Source organism: Serratia sp. 3ACOL1, assembly GCF_003668775.1.
Classification (GTDB): Bacteria; Pseudomonadota; Gammaproteobacteria; order Enterobacterales; family Enterobacteriaceae; genus Chania; species Chania fonticola.
In genome coordinates, this window is record NZ_CP033055.1 from 2954470 (window position 1) to 2972076 (window position 17607).

At 53.8% G+C, this 17607-nt stretch carries 20 protein-coding genes and 1 riboswitch; of the genes, 14 read left to right on the forward strand and 6 right to left on the reverse strand.

What is annotated here, in order from left to right; translation table 11 throughout:
* The 6 genes from D9980_RS13255 (at position 1) to gutQ (ending at position 4622) form a co-directional block, all read left to right on the forward strand.
* The gene (locus tag D9980_RS13255) at positions 1–990 is read left to right on the forward strand and encodes a PTS glucitol/sorbitol transporter subunit IIB (RefSeq protein ID WP_024486184.1); all 990 of its coding nucleotides are present in this window, start codon (positions 1–3) and stop codon (positions 988–990) included.
* Positions 991–1008: 18 nt separating this feature from the next.
* Positions 1009–1371: a PTS glucitol/sorbitol transporter subunit IIA gene (gene srlB, locus D9980_RS13260; RefSeq protein ID WP_021178804.1), complete on the forward strand. Its 363-nt coding sequence runs from the start codon at positions 1009–1011 to the stop codon at positions 1369–1371.
* 10 nt (positions 1372–1381) lie between these two features.
* Positions 1382–2161, forward strand: coding sequence for a sorbitol-6-phosphate dehydrogenase (srlD, locus tag D9980_RS13265; protein ID WP_121607537.1), 780 nt, complete (start codon positions 1382–1384; stop codon positions 2159–2161).
* 280 nt (positions 2162–2441) lie between these two features.
* Positions 2442–2798, forward strand: coding sequence for a transcriptional regulator GutM (gene gutM, locus D9980_RS13270; RefSeq protein ID WP_021807153.1), 357 nt, complete (start codon positions 2442–2444; stop codon positions 2796–2798).
* Between the two features lie 83 nt (positions 2799–2881).
* Positions 2882–3658, forward strand: coding sequence for a DNA-binding transcriptional repressor (locus D9980_RS13275; protein ID WP_121607538.1), 777 nt, complete (start codon positions 2882–2884; stop codon positions 3656–3658).
* Complete coding sequence (gene gutQ / locus D9980_RS13280; RefSeq protein WP_121607539.1) at positions 3651–4622, forward strand: arabinose-5-phosphate isomerase GutQ; 972 nt, start codon at positions 3651–3653, stop codon at positions 4620–4622. The genes D9980_RS13275 and gutQ overlap by 8 nt, the downstream gene beginning before the upstream one ends.
* A 70-nt stretch (positions 4623–4692) precedes the next feature.
* On the opposite strand, the gene D9980_RS13285 is transcribed toward gutQ, so the two are convergent.
* Genes D9980_RS13285 through thiM form a run of 4 tightly spaced genes read right to left on the reverse strand, consistent with a single transcriptional unit; the run spans position 4693 to position 7036 of the window.
* Positions 4693–5151, reverse strand: a complete 459-nt coding sequence (locus D9980_RS13285) for an inhibitor of vertebrate lysozyme family protein (RefSeq protein ID WP_094982774.1) — start codon at positions 5149–5151, stop codon at positions 4693–4695.
* Positions 5152–5170: 19 nt separating this feature from the next.
* On the reverse strand, positions 5171–5428 hold the full coding sequence (locus tag D9980_RS13290; protein ID WP_162304263.1) for a hypothetical protein: 258 nt from the start codon (positions 5426–5428) through the stop codon (positions 5171–5173).
* 16 nt (positions 5429–5444) lie between these two features.
* Entirely contained in the window at positions 5445–6245 is an 801-nt protein-coding gene (gene thiD / locus D9980_RS13295; RefSeq protein ID WP_121607541.1) for a bifunctional hydroxymethylpyrimidine kinase/phosphomethylpyrimidine kinase, read from the reverse strand.
* Positions 6242–7036: a hydroxyethylthiazole kinase gene (gene thiM / locus D9980_RS13300; RefSeq protein WP_121607542.1), complete on the reverse strand. Its 795-nt coding sequence runs from the start codon at positions 7034–7036 to the stop codon at positions 6242–6244. The genes thiD and thiM overlap by 4 nt, the downstream gene beginning before the upstream one ends.
* 36 nt (positions 7037–7072) lie before the next feature.
* Positions 7073–7164: riboswitch (TPP riboswitch) on the reverse strand.
* 112 nt (positions 7165–7276) lie between these two features.
* On the opposite strand from thiM, the gene rluF reads away from it, so the two are divergent.
* The 3 genes from rluF (at position 7277) to D9980_RS13315 (ending at position 10277) form a co-directional block, all read left to right on the forward strand.
* The gene (gene rluF / locus D9980_RS13305) at positions 7277–8080 is read left to right on the forward strand and encodes a 23S rRNA pseudouridine(2604) synthase RluF (RefSeq protein WP_121607543.1); all 804 of its coding nucleotides are present in this window, start codon (positions 7277–7279) and stop codon (positions 8078–8080) included.
* Positions 8081–8393: 313 nt separating this feature from the next.
* On the forward strand, positions 8394–9980 hold the full coding sequence (locus D9980_RS13310; protein ID WP_121607544.1) for a phosphoethanolamine transferase: 1587 nt from the start codon (positions 8394–8396) through the stop codon (positions 9978–9980).
* Between the two features lie 81 nt (positions 9981–10061).
* Positions 10062–10277: a YgdI/YgdR family lipoprotein gene (locus D9980_RS13315; RefSeq protein WP_121607545.1), complete on the forward strand. Its 216-nt coding sequence runs from the start codon at positions 10062–10064 to the stop codon at positions 10275–10277.
* 98 nt (positions 10278–10375) lie between these two features.
* On the opposite strand, the gene pepT is transcribed toward D9980_RS13315, so the two are convergent.
* Complete coding sequence (gene pepT / locus D9980_RS13320; RefSeq protein ID WP_121607546.1) at positions 10376–11605, reverse strand: peptidase T; 1230 nt, start codon at positions 11603–11605, stop codon at positions 10376–10378.
* Between the two features lie 245 nt (positions 11606–11850).
* Here pepT and D9980_RS13325 point away from each other — a divergent pair, with 245 nt between their 5' ends.
* The 4 genes from D9980_RS13325 (at position 11851) to D9980_RS13340 (ending at position 15259) form a co-directional block, all read left to right on the forward strand.
* The gene (locus tag D9980_RS13325) at positions 11851–13443 is read left to right on the forward strand and encodes an ABC transporter substrate-binding protein (RefSeq protein WP_121607547.1); all 1593 of its coding nucleotides are present in this window, start codon (positions 11851–11853) and stop codon (positions 13441–13443) included.
* A 243-nt stretch (positions 13444–13686) separates the two neighbouring features.
* On the forward strand, positions 13687–14310 hold the full coding sequence (locus D9980_RS13330; protein ID WP_121607548.1) for a DUF1571 domain-containing protein: 624 nt from the start codon (positions 13687–13689) through the stop codon (positions 14308–14310).
* 14 nt (positions 14311–14324) lie between these two features.
* Positions 14325–14795, forward strand: coding sequence for an SRPBCC family protein (locus D9980_RS13335; RefSeq protein WP_121607549.1), 471 nt, complete (start codon positions 14325–14327; stop codon positions 14793–14795).
* Between the two features lie 38 nt (positions 14796–14833).
* Complete coding sequence (locus D9980_RS13340) at positions 14834–15259, forward strand: GNAT family N-acetyltransferase (RefSeq protein WP_121607550.1); 426 nt, start codon at positions 14834–14836, stop codon at positions 15257–15259.
* An 8-nt stretch (positions 15260–15267) separates the two neighbouring features.
* Here the strand turns inward: D9980_RS13340 and D9980_RS13345 are convergent, their stop codons facing one another.
* On the reverse strand, positions 15268–15996 hold the full coding sequence (locus D9980_RS13345) for a GntR family transcriptional regulator (protein ID WP_024485812.1): 729 nt from the start codon (positions 15994–15996) through the stop codon (positions 15268–15270).
* Between the two features lie 245 nt (positions 15997–16241).
* On the opposite strand from D9980_RS13345, the gene D9980_RS13350 reads away from it, so the two are divergent.
* Entirely contained in the window at positions 16242–17594 is a 1353-nt protein-coding gene (locus D9980_RS13350) for an adenylosuccinate lyase family protein (protein WP_121607551.1), read from the forward strand.
* The last annotated feature ends 13 nt before the right edge of the window (positions 17595–17607 follow it).

Sequence of the window (17607 nt, forward strand, 5' to 3'; positions counted from 1 at the left end):
ATGAGTGCTTATATCCGTATTGAGAAAGGTGCTGGCGGCTGGGGTGGCCCACTACAGTTACCTATCGAGCCAGGTAAGAAAATCGTCTATATCACCGCCGGTACCCGCCCGGCGATCGTCGACAAACTCAGCGATTTAACCGGCTGGCCTGCGGTAGACGGTTTCAAAGAAGGCGAACCACCGGCGGAAGAGATTGGTCTGGCGATTATTGACTGTGGGGGGACGTTGCGTTGTGGCATCTACCCTAAACGCCGCATCCCGACTATCAATATTCATTCAACTGGCCGCTCTGGTCCGCTGGCACAGTTTATTCTGGAGGATATTTACGTTTCCGGCGTACGGGAAAACAACATCAGCCTGATTGAGGTTGCACAAGGGGCTGAAACTCCTCCGCTCACCGAAAAACAGCCACAACCAAAGGTTCGTGACTACGATACCAGCAAAAAAATCACCGAACAGAGCGATGGCCTGTTGGCCAAGGTTGGCATGGGTATGGGCTCGGTGGTGGCGGTGTTCTTCCAGTCTGGGCGTGACACCATCGACACCGTGTTAAAAACCATTCTGCCGTTTATGGCCTTCGTCTCGGCGCTGATCGGCATCATCATGGCCTCTGGTCTGGGTGACTTTATCGCCCACGGCCTGACGCCGCTGGCCAACAGCCCAATCGGCTTGGTGACGTTGGCGCTGATCTGTTCCTTCCCCCTGCTTTCACCGTTCCTCGGCCCTGGCGCCGTCATCGCTCAGGTCATCGGCGTGTTGGTGGGCGTACAGATTGGTCTTGGCCATATTCCCCCTCAGTTGGCACTCCCGGCGCTGTTCGCCATTAACGCCCAGGCCGCCTGTGACTTTATCCCGGTGGGTCTGTCCCTGGCAGAGGCCAAGCAGGATACGGTGCGTGTCGGCGTCCCTTCGGTACTGGTTGGGCGCTTCCTCACTGGCGCACCTACGGTACTGATCGCCTGGGCCGCATCGGCCTTTATCTATCAATAAATTGCCCGGAGGAAAACCATGAGCACCATTTTCCAGACCACTATCACCCAGATTGGCGGCTGCGCCCGTGACGCACTGTTGGACAACATGCTGATCACCTTCCGCGAAGGCGCTCCTGCAGATATTGAAGAGTACTGCTTCATCCACCAGCACGGCGAGACCGCTGGTGAATTACAAACCGGGGGCGTAATGGAGCTTGGCGATCGGCGCTATCCCATCACCGCCGTCGGAGAAGTTGCCACCCAGAACCTGCGCGAACTGGGCCATATCACCGTACGTTTTGATGGAGAAACTCAGGCCGAATTCCCTGGCACGATCCACGTAACAGGCAGCACGCCCGCTGATATCCCGTTAGGCAGCACACTGAAATTTATCGCATAAGGAGTAGAACATGTCTGAAGTAGCTGTAGTGATTGGCGGTGGCCAAACGTTGGGGGCTTTCCTGTGCCATGGCCTGGCTGAAGCGGGTTATCGCGTTGCGGTCGCCGATTTGAATGCCGACAACGCCAATCTGGTGGCACAGCAAATCAATCAGGAGTTCGGGGCCGATCGCGCCATCGGTTTCCAGGCCGATGCCACCGATGAGGCCAGCGTTATCGCGCTGGCTGGTGCGGTCGACCGGGCTTTCGGTCAGACCAACCTGTTGGTGTACAGCGCCGGGATGGCCAAAGCCGCGCCGATCACCGATTTCCCACTGGGGGATTTTGACCGCTCCTTGCAGGTGAACCTGGTGGGTTATTTCCTGTGTGCCCGCGAGTTCTCTCGCCTGATGATCCGCGACGGTATTGCCGGGCGCATCATTCAAATCAACTCTAAATCCGGCAAGGTCGGCAGCAAGCATAATTCCGGCTACAGCGCCGCCAAGTTCGGAGGAGTTGGATTGACGCAGTCGCTGGCGCTCGATCTGGCCGATTACGGTATTACCGTGCACTCTCTGATGCTCGGTAACCTGCTGAAGTCGCCGATGTTCCAGTCGCTATTGCCGCAATATGCGCAGAAGCTGGGCATCAAGCCGGAAGAAGTTGAGAAATATTACACCGATAAGGTGCCGCTGAAACGCGGCTGTGACTACCAGGACGTGCTGAACACGCTGCTGTTTTATGCCAGCGATAAAGCCTCTTACTGCACCGGCCAGTCGATTAACATTACTGGCGGGCAGGTGATGTTCTGATTTACGGGCTGGGAATAAGGGCTAACTAAAATATGTACCTAACAGCCCCCCACCCTCTCCCAATGCATAGACCGTGCTCCTCATGGACACCTGTTTTAGGGAGAGGGAGCCAGTTCGGTGTCGCGGTAAGGTGCTGGAGATCATCTGTGGCATAGGCTCAATGGCTAGGTACGAAAGTTAATTCGTAGCACGTACAGTCCCCTCTCCCTGTGGGAGAGGGTTAGGGTGAGGGGACGATCACCGGACTCTCACCTTTATCTTCACACAGGAGAACAACCGTATGACCAGCGCACTCATTACCTTCGCCGTTATCGCCTGGCTGCTGCAAATCGCCTTGGGTTGGTGGCAGCTCCAACGCTTTAACCGCGCGTTCGAGAGCCTATGCCAGTTGGGCACAGTGGGCGTTGGCCGCTCTGGGGGCCGGTTCAAACCCCGCGTGGTATTGGCACTGGCGTTTGACGCCCAGCAGCGAGTATGTGGCAGCATGCTGATGCGCGGCCTGACCATCTTCGCCCAGCCGAAACAACTCACACAGTTACATGGCATGCACCAGCAACAACTCTGCCCAGATGTGATCTTCCCTGAGGATCGGGCATGCCAAACTGCACTATCGTTAGCGATCGCACCGAAATCATGATATTTTCACATTAAAAGACATTACCTTTCATAGTGAACTATATCACCGAGAGGAATGGTCAACTCTTGTGAACAGGGATCTCTATGAAACCAAAGCAGCGGCAAGCCGCTATCCTCGAATACTTGCAGCGGCATGGCAAAACGGCAGTGGATGCCCTGGCAGAGCATTTCTCCACGACCGGCACCACCATCCGTAAAGATCTCACCTTGCTGGAAGAAGAAGGCGAGGTGATCCGCACCTATGGCGGCGTGGTGCTTAGCCGTGACGATGGCGATCAGCCCATCGATCGTAAAACCCATATCAACACCGAAAAGAAACGCCAGATCGCCTATGCGGCCATCAAGCTGATCGACGATGGTGATTCGCTGATCTTTGACGCAGGCAGCACGGTATTGCAGATGGTGCCCCATCTGGCGCAGTTCAATAACATCACCGTGATGACCAACAGCCTGACTATCGTTAACGCGCTGGTGGAACTGGATAACGATCAAACCATCCTGATGCCCGGCGGCACCTACCGTAAAAAATCCGCCTCCTTCCATGGCAGCCTGGCAGAGTCGGCATTTCAGCAGTTCAGCTTCGATAAGCTGTTTATTGGGGCCGACGGTGTCGACCTCAATGCGGGTGTCACCACCTTTAATGAGGTGCATAATGTCAGCAAGGCGATGTGTGAAGCCGCCAGCCGCATTGTGTTGCTGGTCGATTCCTCGAAGTTTGGCCGCAAAAGCCCCAACGTGGTGTGCGATCTGAGCGTTGTGGATACCCTGATCACCGATAACGGCATCAACCCGGATTACCTGGCTGCGCTACAGGCCAAAGGTATCAAAATCATTCTGGTAGGAGACCCCCTTGATGAGTAACGCCACTGCCCTGCTCAACTTTGCCCGTGAAACGCTGGAAATTGAGCTGACCGAAGCGCAGCGCCTGCTGACACGCCTGGATGACAACTTTGTCCAAGCCTGTGAACTGCTGCTCAACTGCCGTGGCAAGGCGGTGATTTCCGGTATTGGTAAATCCGGCCATATCGGCAAGAAGATTGCCGCTTCATTGGCCAGCACTGGCACCCCGTCGTTTTTCGTCCATCCGGCGGAAGCCTTGCATGGCGATTTGGGGATGATCGGCACCGATGATGTGGTGATCTTTATCTCTTATTCAGGCCGCGCCAAAGAACTGGATCTGATCCTGCCTCTGCTGGCAGAGAGCAAGATCCCAGTCATTGCCATGACCGGTGGCAAAGAGTCGCCACTGGCGCTCGGGGCTGCCTGTACGTTAGATATCAGCGTTGAACGTGAAGCCTGCCCGATGGGCCTGGCACCAACCTCCAGCGGAGTGACTACGCTGATGATGGGGGATGCATTAGCGATGGCCCTGATGCGCCAGCGCGGTTTTAATGCCGAGGATTTTGCCCGCTCCCATCCAGGTGGCAGCCTGGGTGCTCGCCTGCTAAATCGCGTCCATCATTTGATGCGTACCGGCGATCGTCTGCCGATGGTGCAAGAAAGCGCCAACGTGATGGAAGCCATGCTGGAGTTGAGCCGTACCGGCCTAGGCTTGGTAGCCGTATGTGATGCACAGCAAAAAGTGGTGGGGGTGTTTACAGACGGTGACCTGCGCCGCTGGTTGGTGAATGGCAATAGCCTCAATGACGGCCTCAGCCCGGCGATCACTCGCCCCGGCTACCGGTTGCCAGAACAGTGGCGTGCCGGGGAAGCCCTGGAAGCGCTGCACGAACAACATATCAGCGCCGCTCCGGTGGTGGACATCGATGGCGTACTGGTAGGGGCAATCAACCTGCACGACCTGCATCAGGCCGGGATCGGCTGATATCACGTAGGGGCGTAGCATGCTACGCCCGCTTAACTACCCTGGCGCGTAGCTTTGCCCCTCAGCAGCGTTACTTCCAGTCTGGATTACCCTCAAACTGCTTCTTCAGCAACGCTTTCATCTGATCATCCGGTTTACCCAGCCATTGATATTTGGCGTATTTCTTCGGATGATCGATGGCCTGCGGCTTATTGGGCACTTCAACCCGCACGCCCCAAGCCTGGGACTTGTCTGCTTTAAAAGCCACAATCATAAAGTTATTGGCGCAGTCATGCGGCTTGCAGATATTACCGATCTGGTAGCTTTGCCCTTGCCAGGTGACGGTTTCGGCTGGCGTGGAAGTGCCGATCCCTTTGCGCGCCCAACCCGGTAACTGTGCTTGGCCCTTCACCATATTTTTCCAACTGGTTTGGTAGCCCGGCTGCTGGATCAGATCTGAGGCAGTGATAATCTGTTCGGCAAAACTGCCGGTGCTAAATCCAAGCAGGGTCGCAACCAGGGCTCCCAGCAACCTCTTTTTTCCTATCATGGTCTTCTCCCTCGGTAAATCAAAAGCGTAGCTCCAAGTAGCTCAGACCACAATTAAACGGGAAAGTTGGCTCAGCGTTTTTCGTCAGACAACCTGCCAGTACCCTTTTTTGGTTACCCCAACCCTGATTAACCGCTTTCCTTCCTGGAAGCGGTGATAAATTTTCTTCCGACATTTCTTCCGACATTTCTTCCGACATTTCTTCCGACATTTTGGCTAGGGTTCTCTGCTTGTCACCAATATCTTCGGTTAATGCCGCCACCCGTTTCGCCAGCATAAACTCAACCTCAGGCTCACCACCATGCATGGAAATGGTGTACCGGCCCAATACCCTGCCCCACCTCCAGGCTATCGGCCTGCTGTAAAGCCAGTTGCAGGTAGTTTTTTGCCGCTGCCACGGTATCGGCCCAGTTCTGGTGGCGTGGGCGCAGGGCAGCCAGTGCCGCAGATAAGGTGCAACCGGTGCCGTGCGTGTGCCTGGTCGCTATGCGCGGCGCACTAAAGCGCTGCTCAAAGCCGGGAGTAAATAACCAGTCTGGGCTTTCCTCTTCACTTAGGTGGCCGCCCTTCATCAACACCGCCTGACAGCCCATCGCCAACAATGCGTGGCCCTGCTCACGCATTTGCGATTCGTTTTGTGCCGGAGCGCAGGCCAGCAAAGCAGCGGCCTCTGGCAAGTTCGGCGTGATAATGGAAACCAATGGCATTAGCTCACGGCGGATGGATTCCACCGCTTCCGGTGCCAGCAGCGGGTCACCACTTTTAGCCAGCATCACCGTATCCAGCACCACATAAGGTAGCTTGTAATGGCCTAGGCGCTCGGCCACTGAGCGCACGATATCGGCATTGGCCAACATGCCAATTTTAGCGCTGTCGATGCGCACATCGCTGAGTACCGAATCCAACTGGGCGGCCACAAATGCCGGTTCGATATGATATACCGACTGTACGCCACGGGTGTTCTGCGCCACCAGCGCAGTGATCACGCTGGTGCCATAGGCCCCCAACGCGGAGAAGGCTTTCAGATCGGCCTGAATACCGGCTCCGCCACTAGGATCGGTGCCAGCGATGGTGAGAGCGTTAATCCGTTTCATAGCAGATCCTCCATGCGCAGGTGGTAGAGAGCATCCAGGAAGGCAGCAGTAAAGCTGCCAGGGCCAGAACACTTCGCCGTGGCCCTTTCACCACATAGCGCCATCACCCGACAAGCGGTGGCAACGTTATCCAGCCGATCGCCCGGCAAACTGCAAAATGCTGCCACGACGGCCGAAAGCGCGCAGCCCGTCCCCACCACGCGCGTCATCAATACATCGCCACCCGTGACGGCCCAATCTCGTTCACCATCGGTGATGTAGTCTGTCTCACCGGTGACGGCCACAATGGCCCCGCAATTACGTGCCAATACGCGTGCTGCGGGTAACGCCACCAGCGAGTCATCCTGACTATCCACGCCACGGGCGCTGGTCTGCAGGCCACTCAATGCAATGATTTCCGACGCGTTGCCACGGATCGCTGCTGGCCTCAGGGTGAGCAAACGGCGGGCGAAGGTAGCGCGATATTCCAATCCCCCAACGGCAACCGGATCCAGTAACCAGGGTTTATCAGCACGATTGGCAGCCTCAATGGCGGCTAACATCGATTCTGCCCGCGTTGCGTGCAGGGTACCGATATTGATCAACAGCGCATCGGCCACGCGGCTGAACTGCGCGGCCTCTTCCGGTTCCACCACCATGGCTGGAGAAGCGCCAAGCGCCAGCAGCACGTTAGCCGTCAGCTCTTGCACCACTTCGTTGGTCAGGCAATGGATCAATGGAGGTTGGCGTTTAAATTGGTTAAAACAGGCCGCGGCACGGGTGCCGGGTAACACTTCAGGTCGAGTAAACATAATGCCCCCAACCGGCGTTCAAGAAGGCGGGTACCGGTTGAGATACCGCGACATCCCTACGCTGGCATAATCCAGATCAGGTAATACGGGTAATTTCTCAGCCCCTAAGGGCACCCCGTGTCGACGTATGCCATTATTGAGGCTGCAGCCAGTGAGGTCAATCATGCAATAGCGTCAAAAAACAAAAAGGAGACGTCATGCCCCCCAGGTAATGTATAGTTCGCGTTTAACGGGGAAACCATGCTCACTCACTCATCTATCCGCCTGAACAAATACATTAGCGACAGCGGCATTTGTTCTCGTCGCTCTGCCGACCGCCACATCAAGCAAGGCAACGTTTTCATCAACGACAAGTTAGCCTCAGTGGGCGATCAGGTATTGGTCGGGGATGTGGTGAAAGTTAACGGCCAGCCGATCGAACCGCGTGATGCGGGCGATCTGGTGCTTATCGCACTGAATAAGCCTGTTGGCATCATCACCAGCATGGGGAAGCACGTGCGGGATAACATCGGTGATTTCGTTAATCACAGCAGACGCGTCTTTCCCATTGGCCGCCTGGATAAAGACTCCCAAGGGCTGATTTTCCTGACCAATGACGGCGAACTGGTCAATAAGATCCTCCGTGCTGGCAACAATCATCAAAAAGAGTATCTGGTGACCGTCAACAAACCGGTGACCGATGAGTTTATTCAGGGCATGAGTGCGGGCGTCCCCATCCTGGGCACGGTGACTCAAAAATGCCAAGTGGAGAAAGAAGCCCCGCAGGTGTTTCGCATCACCCTGGTGCAAGGGCTTAACCGCCAAATCCGCCGCATGTGCAAATATTTTGGTTATGAAGTCATCAAGCTTGAGCGCGAACGTATTATGAACATCGTACTGAAAGGGTTGCCACTGGGCGAATGGCGGGATTTTACCGCTGATGAACGGATCGAGCTATTTAAGCTGATTGAACACTCCTCGTCCGAGGATATTTCCGCCCCCGCTTCAATAACGCCAGATTTAAGCGACAGTAGCGTTACTCCAACTCCGGCAATCACTGATTAACCTGATTGCGTTATTCCAGAAATGGGGCGTACTGATAGCGATCCGTCCTCACTGAGGGGCCTGCATTTTTCTTGAAAATCAGCACGTTCCTACCGTTACCTCTCCTTACGTTCGAAATTGCAATCAACCTCTCAAAACAGCCGATAATTATCAGTTGATCTTGTTTTCATTCGGCTCTATCTTCTCGCATCCGGGTACATGTTGCGGCTCGCTGGATGCGGTCTATCCCTCCTCCCCTTTCCGTCAACCAAACGGATTTATGACTCTTTTCTTGTCAGAGTTACCACACGGCATTTGATAACTTTCGGTAAACATGAATTCAACGGTTAAAGATACCTTGGCAGCGCGTGACGTCACCCTAACCCCGTGGACAGGCTTTTACTTCCTGCAGTCGCTGCTGATCAACTTCGCTCTGGGCTATCCATTTAGTCTGCTGTATGCCGTGGCGTTCAGTTGTGTGTTACTGCTGCTGTGGCGCCTCAGCCCGCGCTTGCAAAAGAGTGTGATCGGGCTGTGTAGCCTCATCGCCGCCATGTATTTCCCATTTTCTCAGGCCTATGGCTCGCCCAATTTTAATACCCTGCTGGCGTTACACTCGACTACGGTGGAAGAGTCCAGCGAGATATTGACCATCTTCCCGTGGTACAGCTATCTGGTGTCCCTGTTTATTCTGGCACTGGGCATTATCGCATTGCGCCGTAAGCCAACCCCGAAAGGGGCTTGGAACACCCTCCAGAGCTTATGTCTCACCATCAGCGTGGTCTGCTTTTTTGTCACGCCAGTACAGAATCTGGCGTACGGTGGCGTGTTTAAATTGACCGATTCTGGTTATCCCGTGTTTCGTTTCGTCAGAGATGTGATCGCCAATAACCAGGAAGTGATTGATGAAAAAGCCCGTATGCAGGCGTTTTCACAGCTGAAAGATTCCTGGAACGTGCTGGCGGTGAAACCGAAATATCATATCTACATGGTAGTGATCGGCGAAAGCGCGCGGCGAGATGCCTTAGGGGCGTTTGGTGGGCACTGGGACAATACCCCCTTTGCCAGCCACGTAAACGGTACGCTGTTGCTTAACTATATTGCGGCCAGCGGATCAACACAGAAATCGCTCGGCATGACGTTAACCCGTGTCATTAACGGCAAGCCGCAGTATCAGGATAACTTCGTCACGTTGGCCAATCGGGCAGGTTTTCAGACCTGGTGGTTCTCCAACCAAGGCCAAATTGGTGAATATGACACCGCCATCGCCAGCATTGCCAAACGTGCCGATGAAGTGCAGTTCCTGAAAAACGGTGATTTTGAAGCGGATAAGAATACCCATGATGAAACACTGCTCAAGATGACCGCCCAGGTTTTTGCCGCCCCACGCAGCACTAACCCGCAGTTGATCGTCTTGCACCTGATGGGTTCACATCCGCAAGCCTGCGACCGGACTCAGGGGAAATACGCGGACTTTGTGCAATCCAAAGAGACCTCCTGCTATCTTTACACCATGACGCAAACTGACAACCTGCTGAAACAGCTCTATCAGCAGTTACGCGACACCGGGGAAAGTTTCTCAATGGTCTACTTCTCCGATCACGGTCTGGCGTTTAAAGAGCGCGGTACCCAGGTGCAATATCTGGCGCACGATGACCAGTTTCAGCAAAATTTTCAGGTCCCCTTTATGGTGCTTTCCAGCGATGACACCGCACACCGCCTGATTAAAGCCCCTCGTTCAGCCAATGATTTCCTGACCTTTTTCGCCTCGTGGACCGGGATTAAAGCCAAAGAGCTAACGCCGAAATACTCGTTTCTTTCCGAGCAAAAAGCCGGCCCCGTCTATATCACCAACTTTAAGCTCAAGAAGGTGGACTACACCCATTTGTCGACGGATATCTTTGAAACCCAAACGCGCTGAAGTGTAACAAGGTAGCCTTTGCATCTCGGGCCACTTTGTCTGTAATATGAGGCAGTTAAAATGAAAAGAGCCTGTTACCTAATGAAAAAACTGACTTTTCTGCCTCTCATTGTCCTAACACTGGCGCTGGCGGGTTGCACCAGTGACTACATTATCACGACTAAATATGGCGATATCCTACAGGCTCACGGTGAACCTGACACTGACCGCAGTAGCGGTATGACCAGCTATACCGGCATGAACGGCGATTATCATCTGATCAATACCAATGATATTTCAGGGATAGTGAAAAAATAGCGGCTTTCTTGTTTATTGGAATTAACCAAACCAATAGAACTTTCGCTAACCAGGCTTGAACAAGCCTGGTTGCGATAATGTTGAAGCGATATCCGCCCTTATTTAGCCGCCAGCTTACACAGCGTTAACGCCACATTGTAGGAAGCCTCGAACGACTTAAGGGGTAAAAACTCAAACCGCGAATGGAAGTTGTGCGCTCCGGTAAAGAAGTTGGGCGTTAATAACCCCTTGGCGGACAACGCAGCACCGTCTGTGCCGCCGCGCATCGGGATGACTTTAGGCTCAATGTTCAACTCGGCCAGTGCGGCAAAAATCAAATCTATGGCCCGGCGGTCATCGGTGATGGCGTTGCTGATATTGCTGTAGGTATCGGTGATGTGATACTCAACGCGGGCAGTGGGATATTGCGCAGCAATCTTCTCCGCAACTTCACCAATCTGCTGTTTGCGGCGCTCAAAGTTCGCCAAATCAAAATCACGGATATTGGCTTTCAGCAGCGCTTCGCTTTGTGATGCCTGCATGCCGTTAAACCAGATATAGCCTTCACGCCCTTCGGTATGCTCAGGAGTCTGCTGGCGATCGAAGTGGCTGATGTAATCCATCGCCATCAGCAGCGGGTTCACCAGCACGCCTTTGGAAGACATCGGGTGGCTGGTCACGCCGGTAAAGCGCAGTTCGGCGCTGGCGGCGTTGAAGTTCTCATACACCACTTCGCCCAATTCGCAGCAGTCGATGGTCCAGGCAAAGTCGACGTCGAAACGCGCCAGATCCAGCGCTTTGGCACCGCACAGGCCAATCTCTTCATCCGGTACAAACGCCACCACGATATCGCCGTGTTGGTCCTCGGCGGTAAGGTTTTCCAACACCGTCATCACTACCGCGACGGCCGCTTTGTTATCCGCCCCCAACACGCTGGTGCCGTCGCTGAAAATAATCTCTTCCCCCGGATAGGCTTTGATTTCCGGGTGTTCAGCAATGCGTAGCCAGATATCTTGCTGCGCGTTCAGGCACAAGTCCTCACCGGTAAAGCGCAAGATTTGTGGATGGATGTCCGGCGATAAACCGACGTCAACGGTATCGATATGGGTGATGAACCCGATACGTGGAGCGCCGGGTACGTTGCCTTTTTTCACTGCGGTGACGGTGGCATGTTCGTCAATAACCACATTATCCAGGCCGAGTTGGCGTAGTTCCTCAGCCAGCATCTCCGCCATAGCGAACTGGCCAGGAGTGCTGGGCAAAGTACTTACCGCTGGGTTGCTCTGGCTGGTGACGGCCAGGTAGCGGAAGAAACGTTGGGTTAACTGCGTGGCGAGCGGTGAAGACATTGTGTTGTATATGAACGCATCCCGTTTGCAAGGCTTCCATGGCTAGGATCACCAGAGCAATCTTTCAGAATTCACCCTTTCGTTAGAGTTTATCTTTGCCAACTACCGCCTTTACCGAGGCTAGCGTTGACCTCATTGTTATCGTTCGATGTTGTTTGCTGACAATGTAAATTTAATGTTATTTATTAAGCGCTTTAGTACAAGCTTTATTTTTCAGTGGTAGGCTCACCAACAGGAAGATAGTGATGATAATTAAAATTACAAAGCTTGCGCTGGCCATAGCAGCGCTCTCAATAAGCTCTGGGGTAGCAGCAAAAACGTTAGTCTATTGTTCAGAAGGTTCACCAGAAAACTTTAACCCGCAACTCTACACCTCCGGGACCAGCGTAGATGCCAGCGCGGTGCCGATCTATAACCGACTGGTGGATTTCAAAGTCGGCACCACCGAACTGCAGCCTAGCCTGGCAGAAAGCTGGGACGTCAGCGAAGACGGTAAGGTGTACACCTTCCATCTGCGCCAAGGGGTGAAGTTCCAGAGCAACAAATATTTCAAGCCAACGCGCGATTTTAACGCCGATGATGTGATCTTCTCGTTTATGCGCCAGAAAGATCCAAACCATCCCTATCACAACGTTTCCAATGGCAACTACTCCAACTTCGAAAGCCTGGAGTTCGGCAAGCTAATCACCGCGATCGACAAGGTTGATGACCATACCGTGCGTTTCACGCTGGCTCATCCGGAAGCGCCGTTTGTTGCCGATTTAGGCTGGTATTTCGCCTCAATTCTCTCTGCGGAATACGCCAGTAGCATGTTGAAGGCGGGCACACCAGAGCGTGTGGATATGGACCCGATTGGCACCGGGCCGTTTGAACTGAAGCAATATCATAAAGACTCCCGCATCCTGTTTAGCGCCTTCCCTGATTACTGGCAGGGCAAAGCGAAAATCGACCGTCTGGTGTTCTCTATCACGCCGGACGCGTCGATCCGTTACGCCAAGCTGGAAAAAAATGAATGCCAGGTGATGCCGTTCCCTAACCCGGCAGACCTGCCGCGCATGAGGGAAAATAAAGACATCAACCTGATGCAAAAAGCGGGTTTGAACACCGGCTTCCTGGCATTTAACACCCAGAAGGCACCGCTGGATAATGTGAAGGTCCGTCAGGCGTTGGCGTTGGCCATCAATAAACCGGCAATCATCGAGGCAGTATTCCAAGGTACTGGCACTGCGGCGAAAAATATACTGCCGCCAGGCGTGTGGAGTGCCGATGCGGATTTGAAAGACTACGATTACGATCCTGAGAAGGCCAAAGCGCTGTTGAAAGAAGCCGGTTTCGCCAACGGCATGACCATCGATCTGTGGGCAATGCCGGTTCAGCGCCCATATAACCCGAATGCCAAGCGCATGGCCGAGATGATCCAGGCAGACTGGGCGAAAGTGGGCGTAACGGCCAAAGTGGTTACCTTTGAGTGGGGCGAGTACCTGACGCGGGTGAAAAACGGCGAGCATCAAGCCGCACTGATGGGCTGGACCACGGCAACCGGCGACCCGGATAACTTCTTTGGCCCGCTGTATAGTTGTACCTCAGCCAACGGCGGCTCTAACTCGTCGAAGTGGTGCTATCAGCCTTTTGATAAGCTGATCCTGGAAGCTCGCGCCGAAAGTAACCACGAAAAACGTGTAGCGCTGTACAAAGAAGCCCAACAGATGATGCACGATCAGATGCCTGCGGTGATGATTGCCCACTCGACGATTTTTGAGCCAGTGCGTAAAGAGGTCACCGGATACGAAATCGACCCGTTCGGCAAACACATTTTCTATCAGGTCGATGTGAAGTAAACGCTGACGCTTGAAAGATGACTCAGGGCTTCAAACCGAAAGGAATGAAGCCTTTTTTATTGGCGTCAGGGTAAGTTGCCTATCAAGCCCCAAAAACTCGAATAGCATGATGTTTGGAGAATAAAACCGCCATCGCCTGTGATCCAGATCCTATATTTAATTAATGAGGCCAGCCTTTCCCGGCCAGGATTCCACAGGGAGAAAAGTATCAACCACTTATTTGGCAACCAATGGCTACTGGCAATGGCGTTGATAACCAGCGCCATTGCGGCTCCCACAATTCCACCGGATCCGATTGTTCTGGCGCAGGAGCAATTTGCGCAGATTGCTGCGTACCAATGCAGGATCGACTCCCGCTCGGCACAAGGCGACCGTACCCAGATGCGTTACAGCTACCGTAAATCGGGTTATGTGCGGATGGATTTCAGCGAACCTCATCACGGAGCCGTGCTGATCTATGATCCCGATAGCGCTAAGGTGCGCGTATGGCCATTCGGTATCGGCACTCTGCCAGTGTTGAGCCTGTCACCCAGCAACTCGTTGGTACAAGGCCCTAACGGCCATCGCGTAGACCAATCGGACGTCGGCACCTTGCTGCGTAATATTCGTCACCTTCAGCAAGGGGGAAAAACGACCGTGATCGGCAAAGAAGCCTTGGCAGGCCAAGCCGTTTTGCATCTCTCCATCCTTGGAGCGGCTGGGGTTAGCATTGATGGCGTTCACCGTTATGAGGTCTGGCTAGAAGACAGCCACGGTTTCCCAACCAAGGTGATTAGCTACGATAGCGACGATCGAGAAATGGAAACCGTGATAATGGATGCGCTGGTGTTCAACCTGCATTTTCCCGCTGACTTCTTTACCCCTTAAGGCAAAACCAAGTTATGGCCAACTACCAGTTCGTCACCACCTGGCGTATCAAAGCCCCATTACAGACGGTGTGGGAGGTACTCTATCATCCCGATATCTGGCCAAGCTGGTGGAAAAACCTGTTACAGGTGGTCGAAATAGGAAAAGGCAATGAGCTTGGGATCGGGGCGCTACATCATTATACCTGGCAAGGCGTGCTGCCTTACCGCATCACCTTCGATATGCGTATCGTGAATATTGTGCCGTTACAGCTACTGGAGGGGCAAGCCAGCGGCGAAGTAGAGGGGGTCGGCCAATGGTTGTTAAGTTCCGATGGGGTTTATACCCTTGCGCGTTATACCTGGCATGTCCGAACCACTACGCGCTGGATGAACTATCTGGCACCACTGGCAGCACCGTTATTTCGCTGGAACCACGATGCGGTGATGCGGGCCGGGGCCAAAGGGTTGGCTCAACGCCTGGGTACCAGCGTTGAAATGAGTTGATTGTCAGCTATAGTGCTAGCAAATCATCAGGAGCCGCCATGCACATAAGACCTTACCAAGAGGCCGATCGCCCTTTCCTGCGCAGCCTGTATTTGGCCGCTCGCCAAGCCGCCTTTACCTGGCGTGACACGCGAAATTACCGGCTGGAAGATTTTGATCGTTCAACGATTGGCGAAGAGATCTGGGTAGCCGAACAGGACGGCAAGCTGCTCGGCTTTGTCTCGATTTATCGCGCCGATAATTTTATTCATAACCTGTATGTCGACCCCCTGTTGCCGCCGCAGGGCGTGGGCAGCGCGCTATTGCATGCCGCAGAGCAGACGTTTACCTCAACCGGCTCGCTCAAGTGCCTGGTGAAAAACCGCAAGGCGCTAGCGTTCTATCACAAACACGGCTGGCAGAGCGTCTCCACCGGTGGTGACGGCGGAGAAGAGTATTACCTGATGCATTCGTCGAAAAGATAGCGTTGTTCTTAAGCTTGCGGTTTCAGCACAATGGAACAAGCGTATCTGTCCGCCGGATGGATAGACACCGTCGTTTCGAACGTCTCACCATGGCGGTCAACGTAACGACGAACAATTCTCAGCGCGGGTGAGCCGGGTTCAACACCAAGCACTTTGGCAATTTTCGGCGATACGCCAACGGCAGTTATGGTCTGCCGAACCTCTTCACTCTTGACCCCATAATGTTTTTCAATCAGCTCACTGATCAATGCATACGGGTCGCTGCGCACCAGGCGACGTATTTTGTCGTAAATCAGGCGGGTATAGCTGTCTGTCCAGCAAATGGGCGCGTCTTTCTTTGCGCCGTCTTCGCGGATACTGGCGATATGTAACCAGCGCGAACCCGGCGAACCGCCGATCACTTGAGATAGCTCCTCATCAGCCACCACCTCATCAATCTTTTTAACCACCCGAAGGTTGTTGTTGGCCAGGAAAAGCAAATCTTCCAGGCTGGCCAGCGGGTGATTCATAGCGCTGTCTGATTTTTTTTCCACTATCAGAGTGCCAATCCCCTTGCGCCTGACGATCAATCCCTGCTCGGTGATATCACGCAAGGCTTCACGAATGGTATGTCGGCTGACATCAAACTGTTCACACAGCTCCATTTCAGGTGGCAGCAACGTGCCAACCGGGTACTTACCCGAGGCAATGCTTTGCACCAGCTCACGAGCAATACGTTTATAAAGAGATTCTTTCATAGCGGTCTGGCCGTTACTCCCGAAAAAACTTTCAGATCAACATCACAAAGTTGTAGCAAGACAGCTTTGCTCAAATGTCCGTACATTATATATTGTCCGGACATATCAAATGTACGGACATTCAAGGAAACCTGAACAGCAAGAGTCCTCGTTTCCTCGCGCCTCACGAGCTGCTGTTTAGCCACCTGTCCCTATATGACATATGAAATAAATCTTACCACCATTCTTACACTCAGGGAGGCAATATGGCTTCTAATGTTCTTGATTCTATTCTGTTCCGTGACGCTTTTGGTACCCCGGAAATGCGTGCCATTTTTGATGATCGCGAGTTGGTACGCAAGTACGTCGAGGTGGAGGTCGCTCTGGCCAAAGCCGAAGCTCGCTGTGGGGTGATCCCAGCGGAAGCCGCAGAGGAAATCGCGGCCAGCTGCAGTGCAGACACGCTGGATTTTGACCTACTGCGTCATGAAACCGAAATCGTTGGCTATCCCATTTTGCCGTTGGTGCATCAGATATCGAAGCAGGCTGGCAGCTCAGGGGGATACGTTCACTGGGGGGCAACGACACAAGATATTATGGATACCGCTGTCGTCCTGCAAATCCGCGATGCATTCGAACTTATCGAAACCGATATCACCGAACTACGCCGCATTCTGGCTGACATGGCACAGCGCTACCGAATCACCCCAATGGCCGGACGCACCCATTTGCAGCAAGCCTTGCCGATCACCTTCGGTTATAAGGCGGCAATCTGGCTCAATATGTTTGATCGACACGCCGAACGCCTGGCGCAAGCCCGCCCGCGCGTCCTGGTAGGCCAATTCGCCGGAGCCGCCGGGACGTTGGCATCGCTGGGGGATAAGGGGCTGGCTGTGCAGCAGGCGATGATGGAAGAGCTGAGGCTGGGTACTCCGGACTCCACCTGGCATGTAGCACGCGACGGTTTTGCCGAAGCCGTTAACCTGTTGGGTCTGATCACCGGATCGTTAGGCAAAATCGCCTATGACGTCATGCTGATGGCCTCAAACGAATTCGGCGAACTCTATGAGCCCTTCGTCAAAGGCCGTGGTGCCAGCAGTACCATGCCGCAAAAACGCAATCCTATTTCCAGTGAACTTATGCTGGCCTGCGCCAAAGGGGTCCGTCAACAGGCTGGGTTGATGTTGGATGCGATGGTCCAGGATCTTGAGCGCGCCACCGGGCCCTGGCATGCCGAATGGATAGCCATCCCAGAAAGCTTCATTCTCAGCGCCGGTGCACTGAAGCAGGCAAGATTTATGCTCGGTGGGCTGATTGTGGATGAAGCTGCCATGGCAAAAAACCTGAACATGACTAATGGGTTGATCGTAGCCGAAGCCGTGATGATGGGGCTTGCACCTTATATTGGCCGCCAGGATGCCCATGATGTGGTGTATGACGCCTGCCGTATTGTCAATGAACAGGGAGGACGCCTCGCCGATGTGCTGAACGCGTTGCCGGCCATTGCCAGCCGTCTGCAGCCAGAGCTGATTGAGCAGCTTACCGACCCGACCAATTATTTGGGTATGGCACCGCAAATGGTGGATCGGGCAGTACAACATTCAGCCAAACAGGGCTAACGCATCCGCAGGA

What these genes read in the sequence shown, in the direction of transcription:
- D9980_RS13255 (WP_024486184.1), top strand. Translation starts at nt 1, where the DNA reads ATGAGTGCTTATATCCGTATTGAGAAAGGTGCTGGCGGCTGGGGTGGC.
- srlB (WP_021178804.1), top strand. Translation starts at nt 1,009, where the DNA reads ATGAGCACCATTTTCCAGACCACTATCACCCAGATTGGCGGCTGCGCC.
- srlD (WP_121607537.1), top strand. Translation starts at nt 1,382, where the DNA reads ATGTCTGAAGTAGCTGTAGTGATTGGCGGTGGCCAAACGTTGGGGGCT.
- gutM (WP_021807153.1), top strand. Translation starts at nt 2,442, where the DNA reads ATGACCAGCGCACTCATTACCTTCGCCGTTATCGCCTGGCTGCTGCAA.
- D9980_RS13275 (WP_121607538.1), top strand. Translation starts at nt 2,882, where the DNA reads ATGAAACCAAAGCAGCGGCAAGCCGCTATCCTCGAATACTTGCAGCGG.
- gutQ (WP_121607539.1), top strand. Translation starts at nt 3,651, where the DNA reads ATGAGTAACGCCACTGCCCTGCTCAACTTTGCCCGTGAAACGCTGGAA.
- D9980_RS13285 (WP_094982774.1), bottom strand. Translation starts at nt 5,151, where the DNA reads ATGATAGGAAAAAAGAGGTTGCTGGGAGCCCTGGTTGCGACCCTGCTT.
- D9980_RS13290 (WP_162304263.1), bottom strand. Translation starts at nt 5,428, where the DNA reads ATGCTGGCGAAACGGGTGGCGGCATTAACCGAAGATATTGGTGACAAG.
- thiD (WP_121607541.1), bottom strand. Translation starts at nt 6,245, where the DNA reads ATGAAACGGATTAACGCTCTCACCATCGCTGGCACCGATCCTAGTGGC.
- thiM (WP_121607542.1), bottom strand. Translation starts at nt 7,036, where the DNA reads ATGTTTACTCGACCTGAAGTGTTACCCGGCACCCGTGCCGCGGCCTGT.
- rluF (WP_121607543.1), top strand. Translation starts at nt 7,277, where the DNA reads ATGCTCACTCACTCATCTATCCGCCTGAACAAATACATTAGCGACAGC.
- D9980_RS13310 (WP_121607544.1), top strand. Translation starts at nt 8,394, where the DNA reads ATGAATTCAACGGTTAAAGATACCTTGGCAGCGCGTGACGTCACCCTA.
- D9980_RS13315 (WP_121607545.1), top strand. Translation starts at nt 10,062, where the DNA reads ATGAAAAAACTGACTTTTCTGCCTCTCATTGTCCTAACACTGGCGCTG.
- pepT (WP_121607546.1), bottom strand. Translation starts at nt 11,605, where the DNA reads ATGTCTTCACCGCTCGCCACGCAGTTAACCCAACGTTTCTTCCGCTAC.
- D9980_RS13325 (WP_121607547.1), top strand. Translation starts at nt 11,851, where the DNA reads ATGATAATTAAAATTACAAAGCTTGCGCTGGCCATAGCAGCGCTCTCA.
- D9980_RS13330 (WP_121607548.1), top strand. Translation starts at nt 13,687, where the DNA reads ATGGCGTTGATAACCAGCGCCATTGCGGCTCCCACAATTCCACCGGAT.
- D9980_RS13335 (WP_121607549.1), top strand. Translation starts at nt 14,325, where the DNA reads ATGGCCAACTACCAGTTCGTCACCACCTGGCGTATCAAAGCCCCATTA.
- D9980_RS13340 (WP_121607550.1), top strand. Translation starts at nt 14,834, where the DNA reads ATGCACATAAGACCTTACCAAGAGGCCGATCGCCCTTTCCTGCGCAGC.
- D9980_RS13345 (WP_024485812.1), bottom strand. Translation starts at nt 15,996, where the DNA reads ATGAAAGAATCTCTTTATAAACGTATTGCTCGTGAGCTGGTGCAAAGC.
- D9980_RS13350 (WP_121607551.1), top strand. Translation starts at nt 16,242, where the DNA reads ATGGCTTCTAATGTTCTTGATTCTATTCTGTTCCGTGACGCTTTTGGT.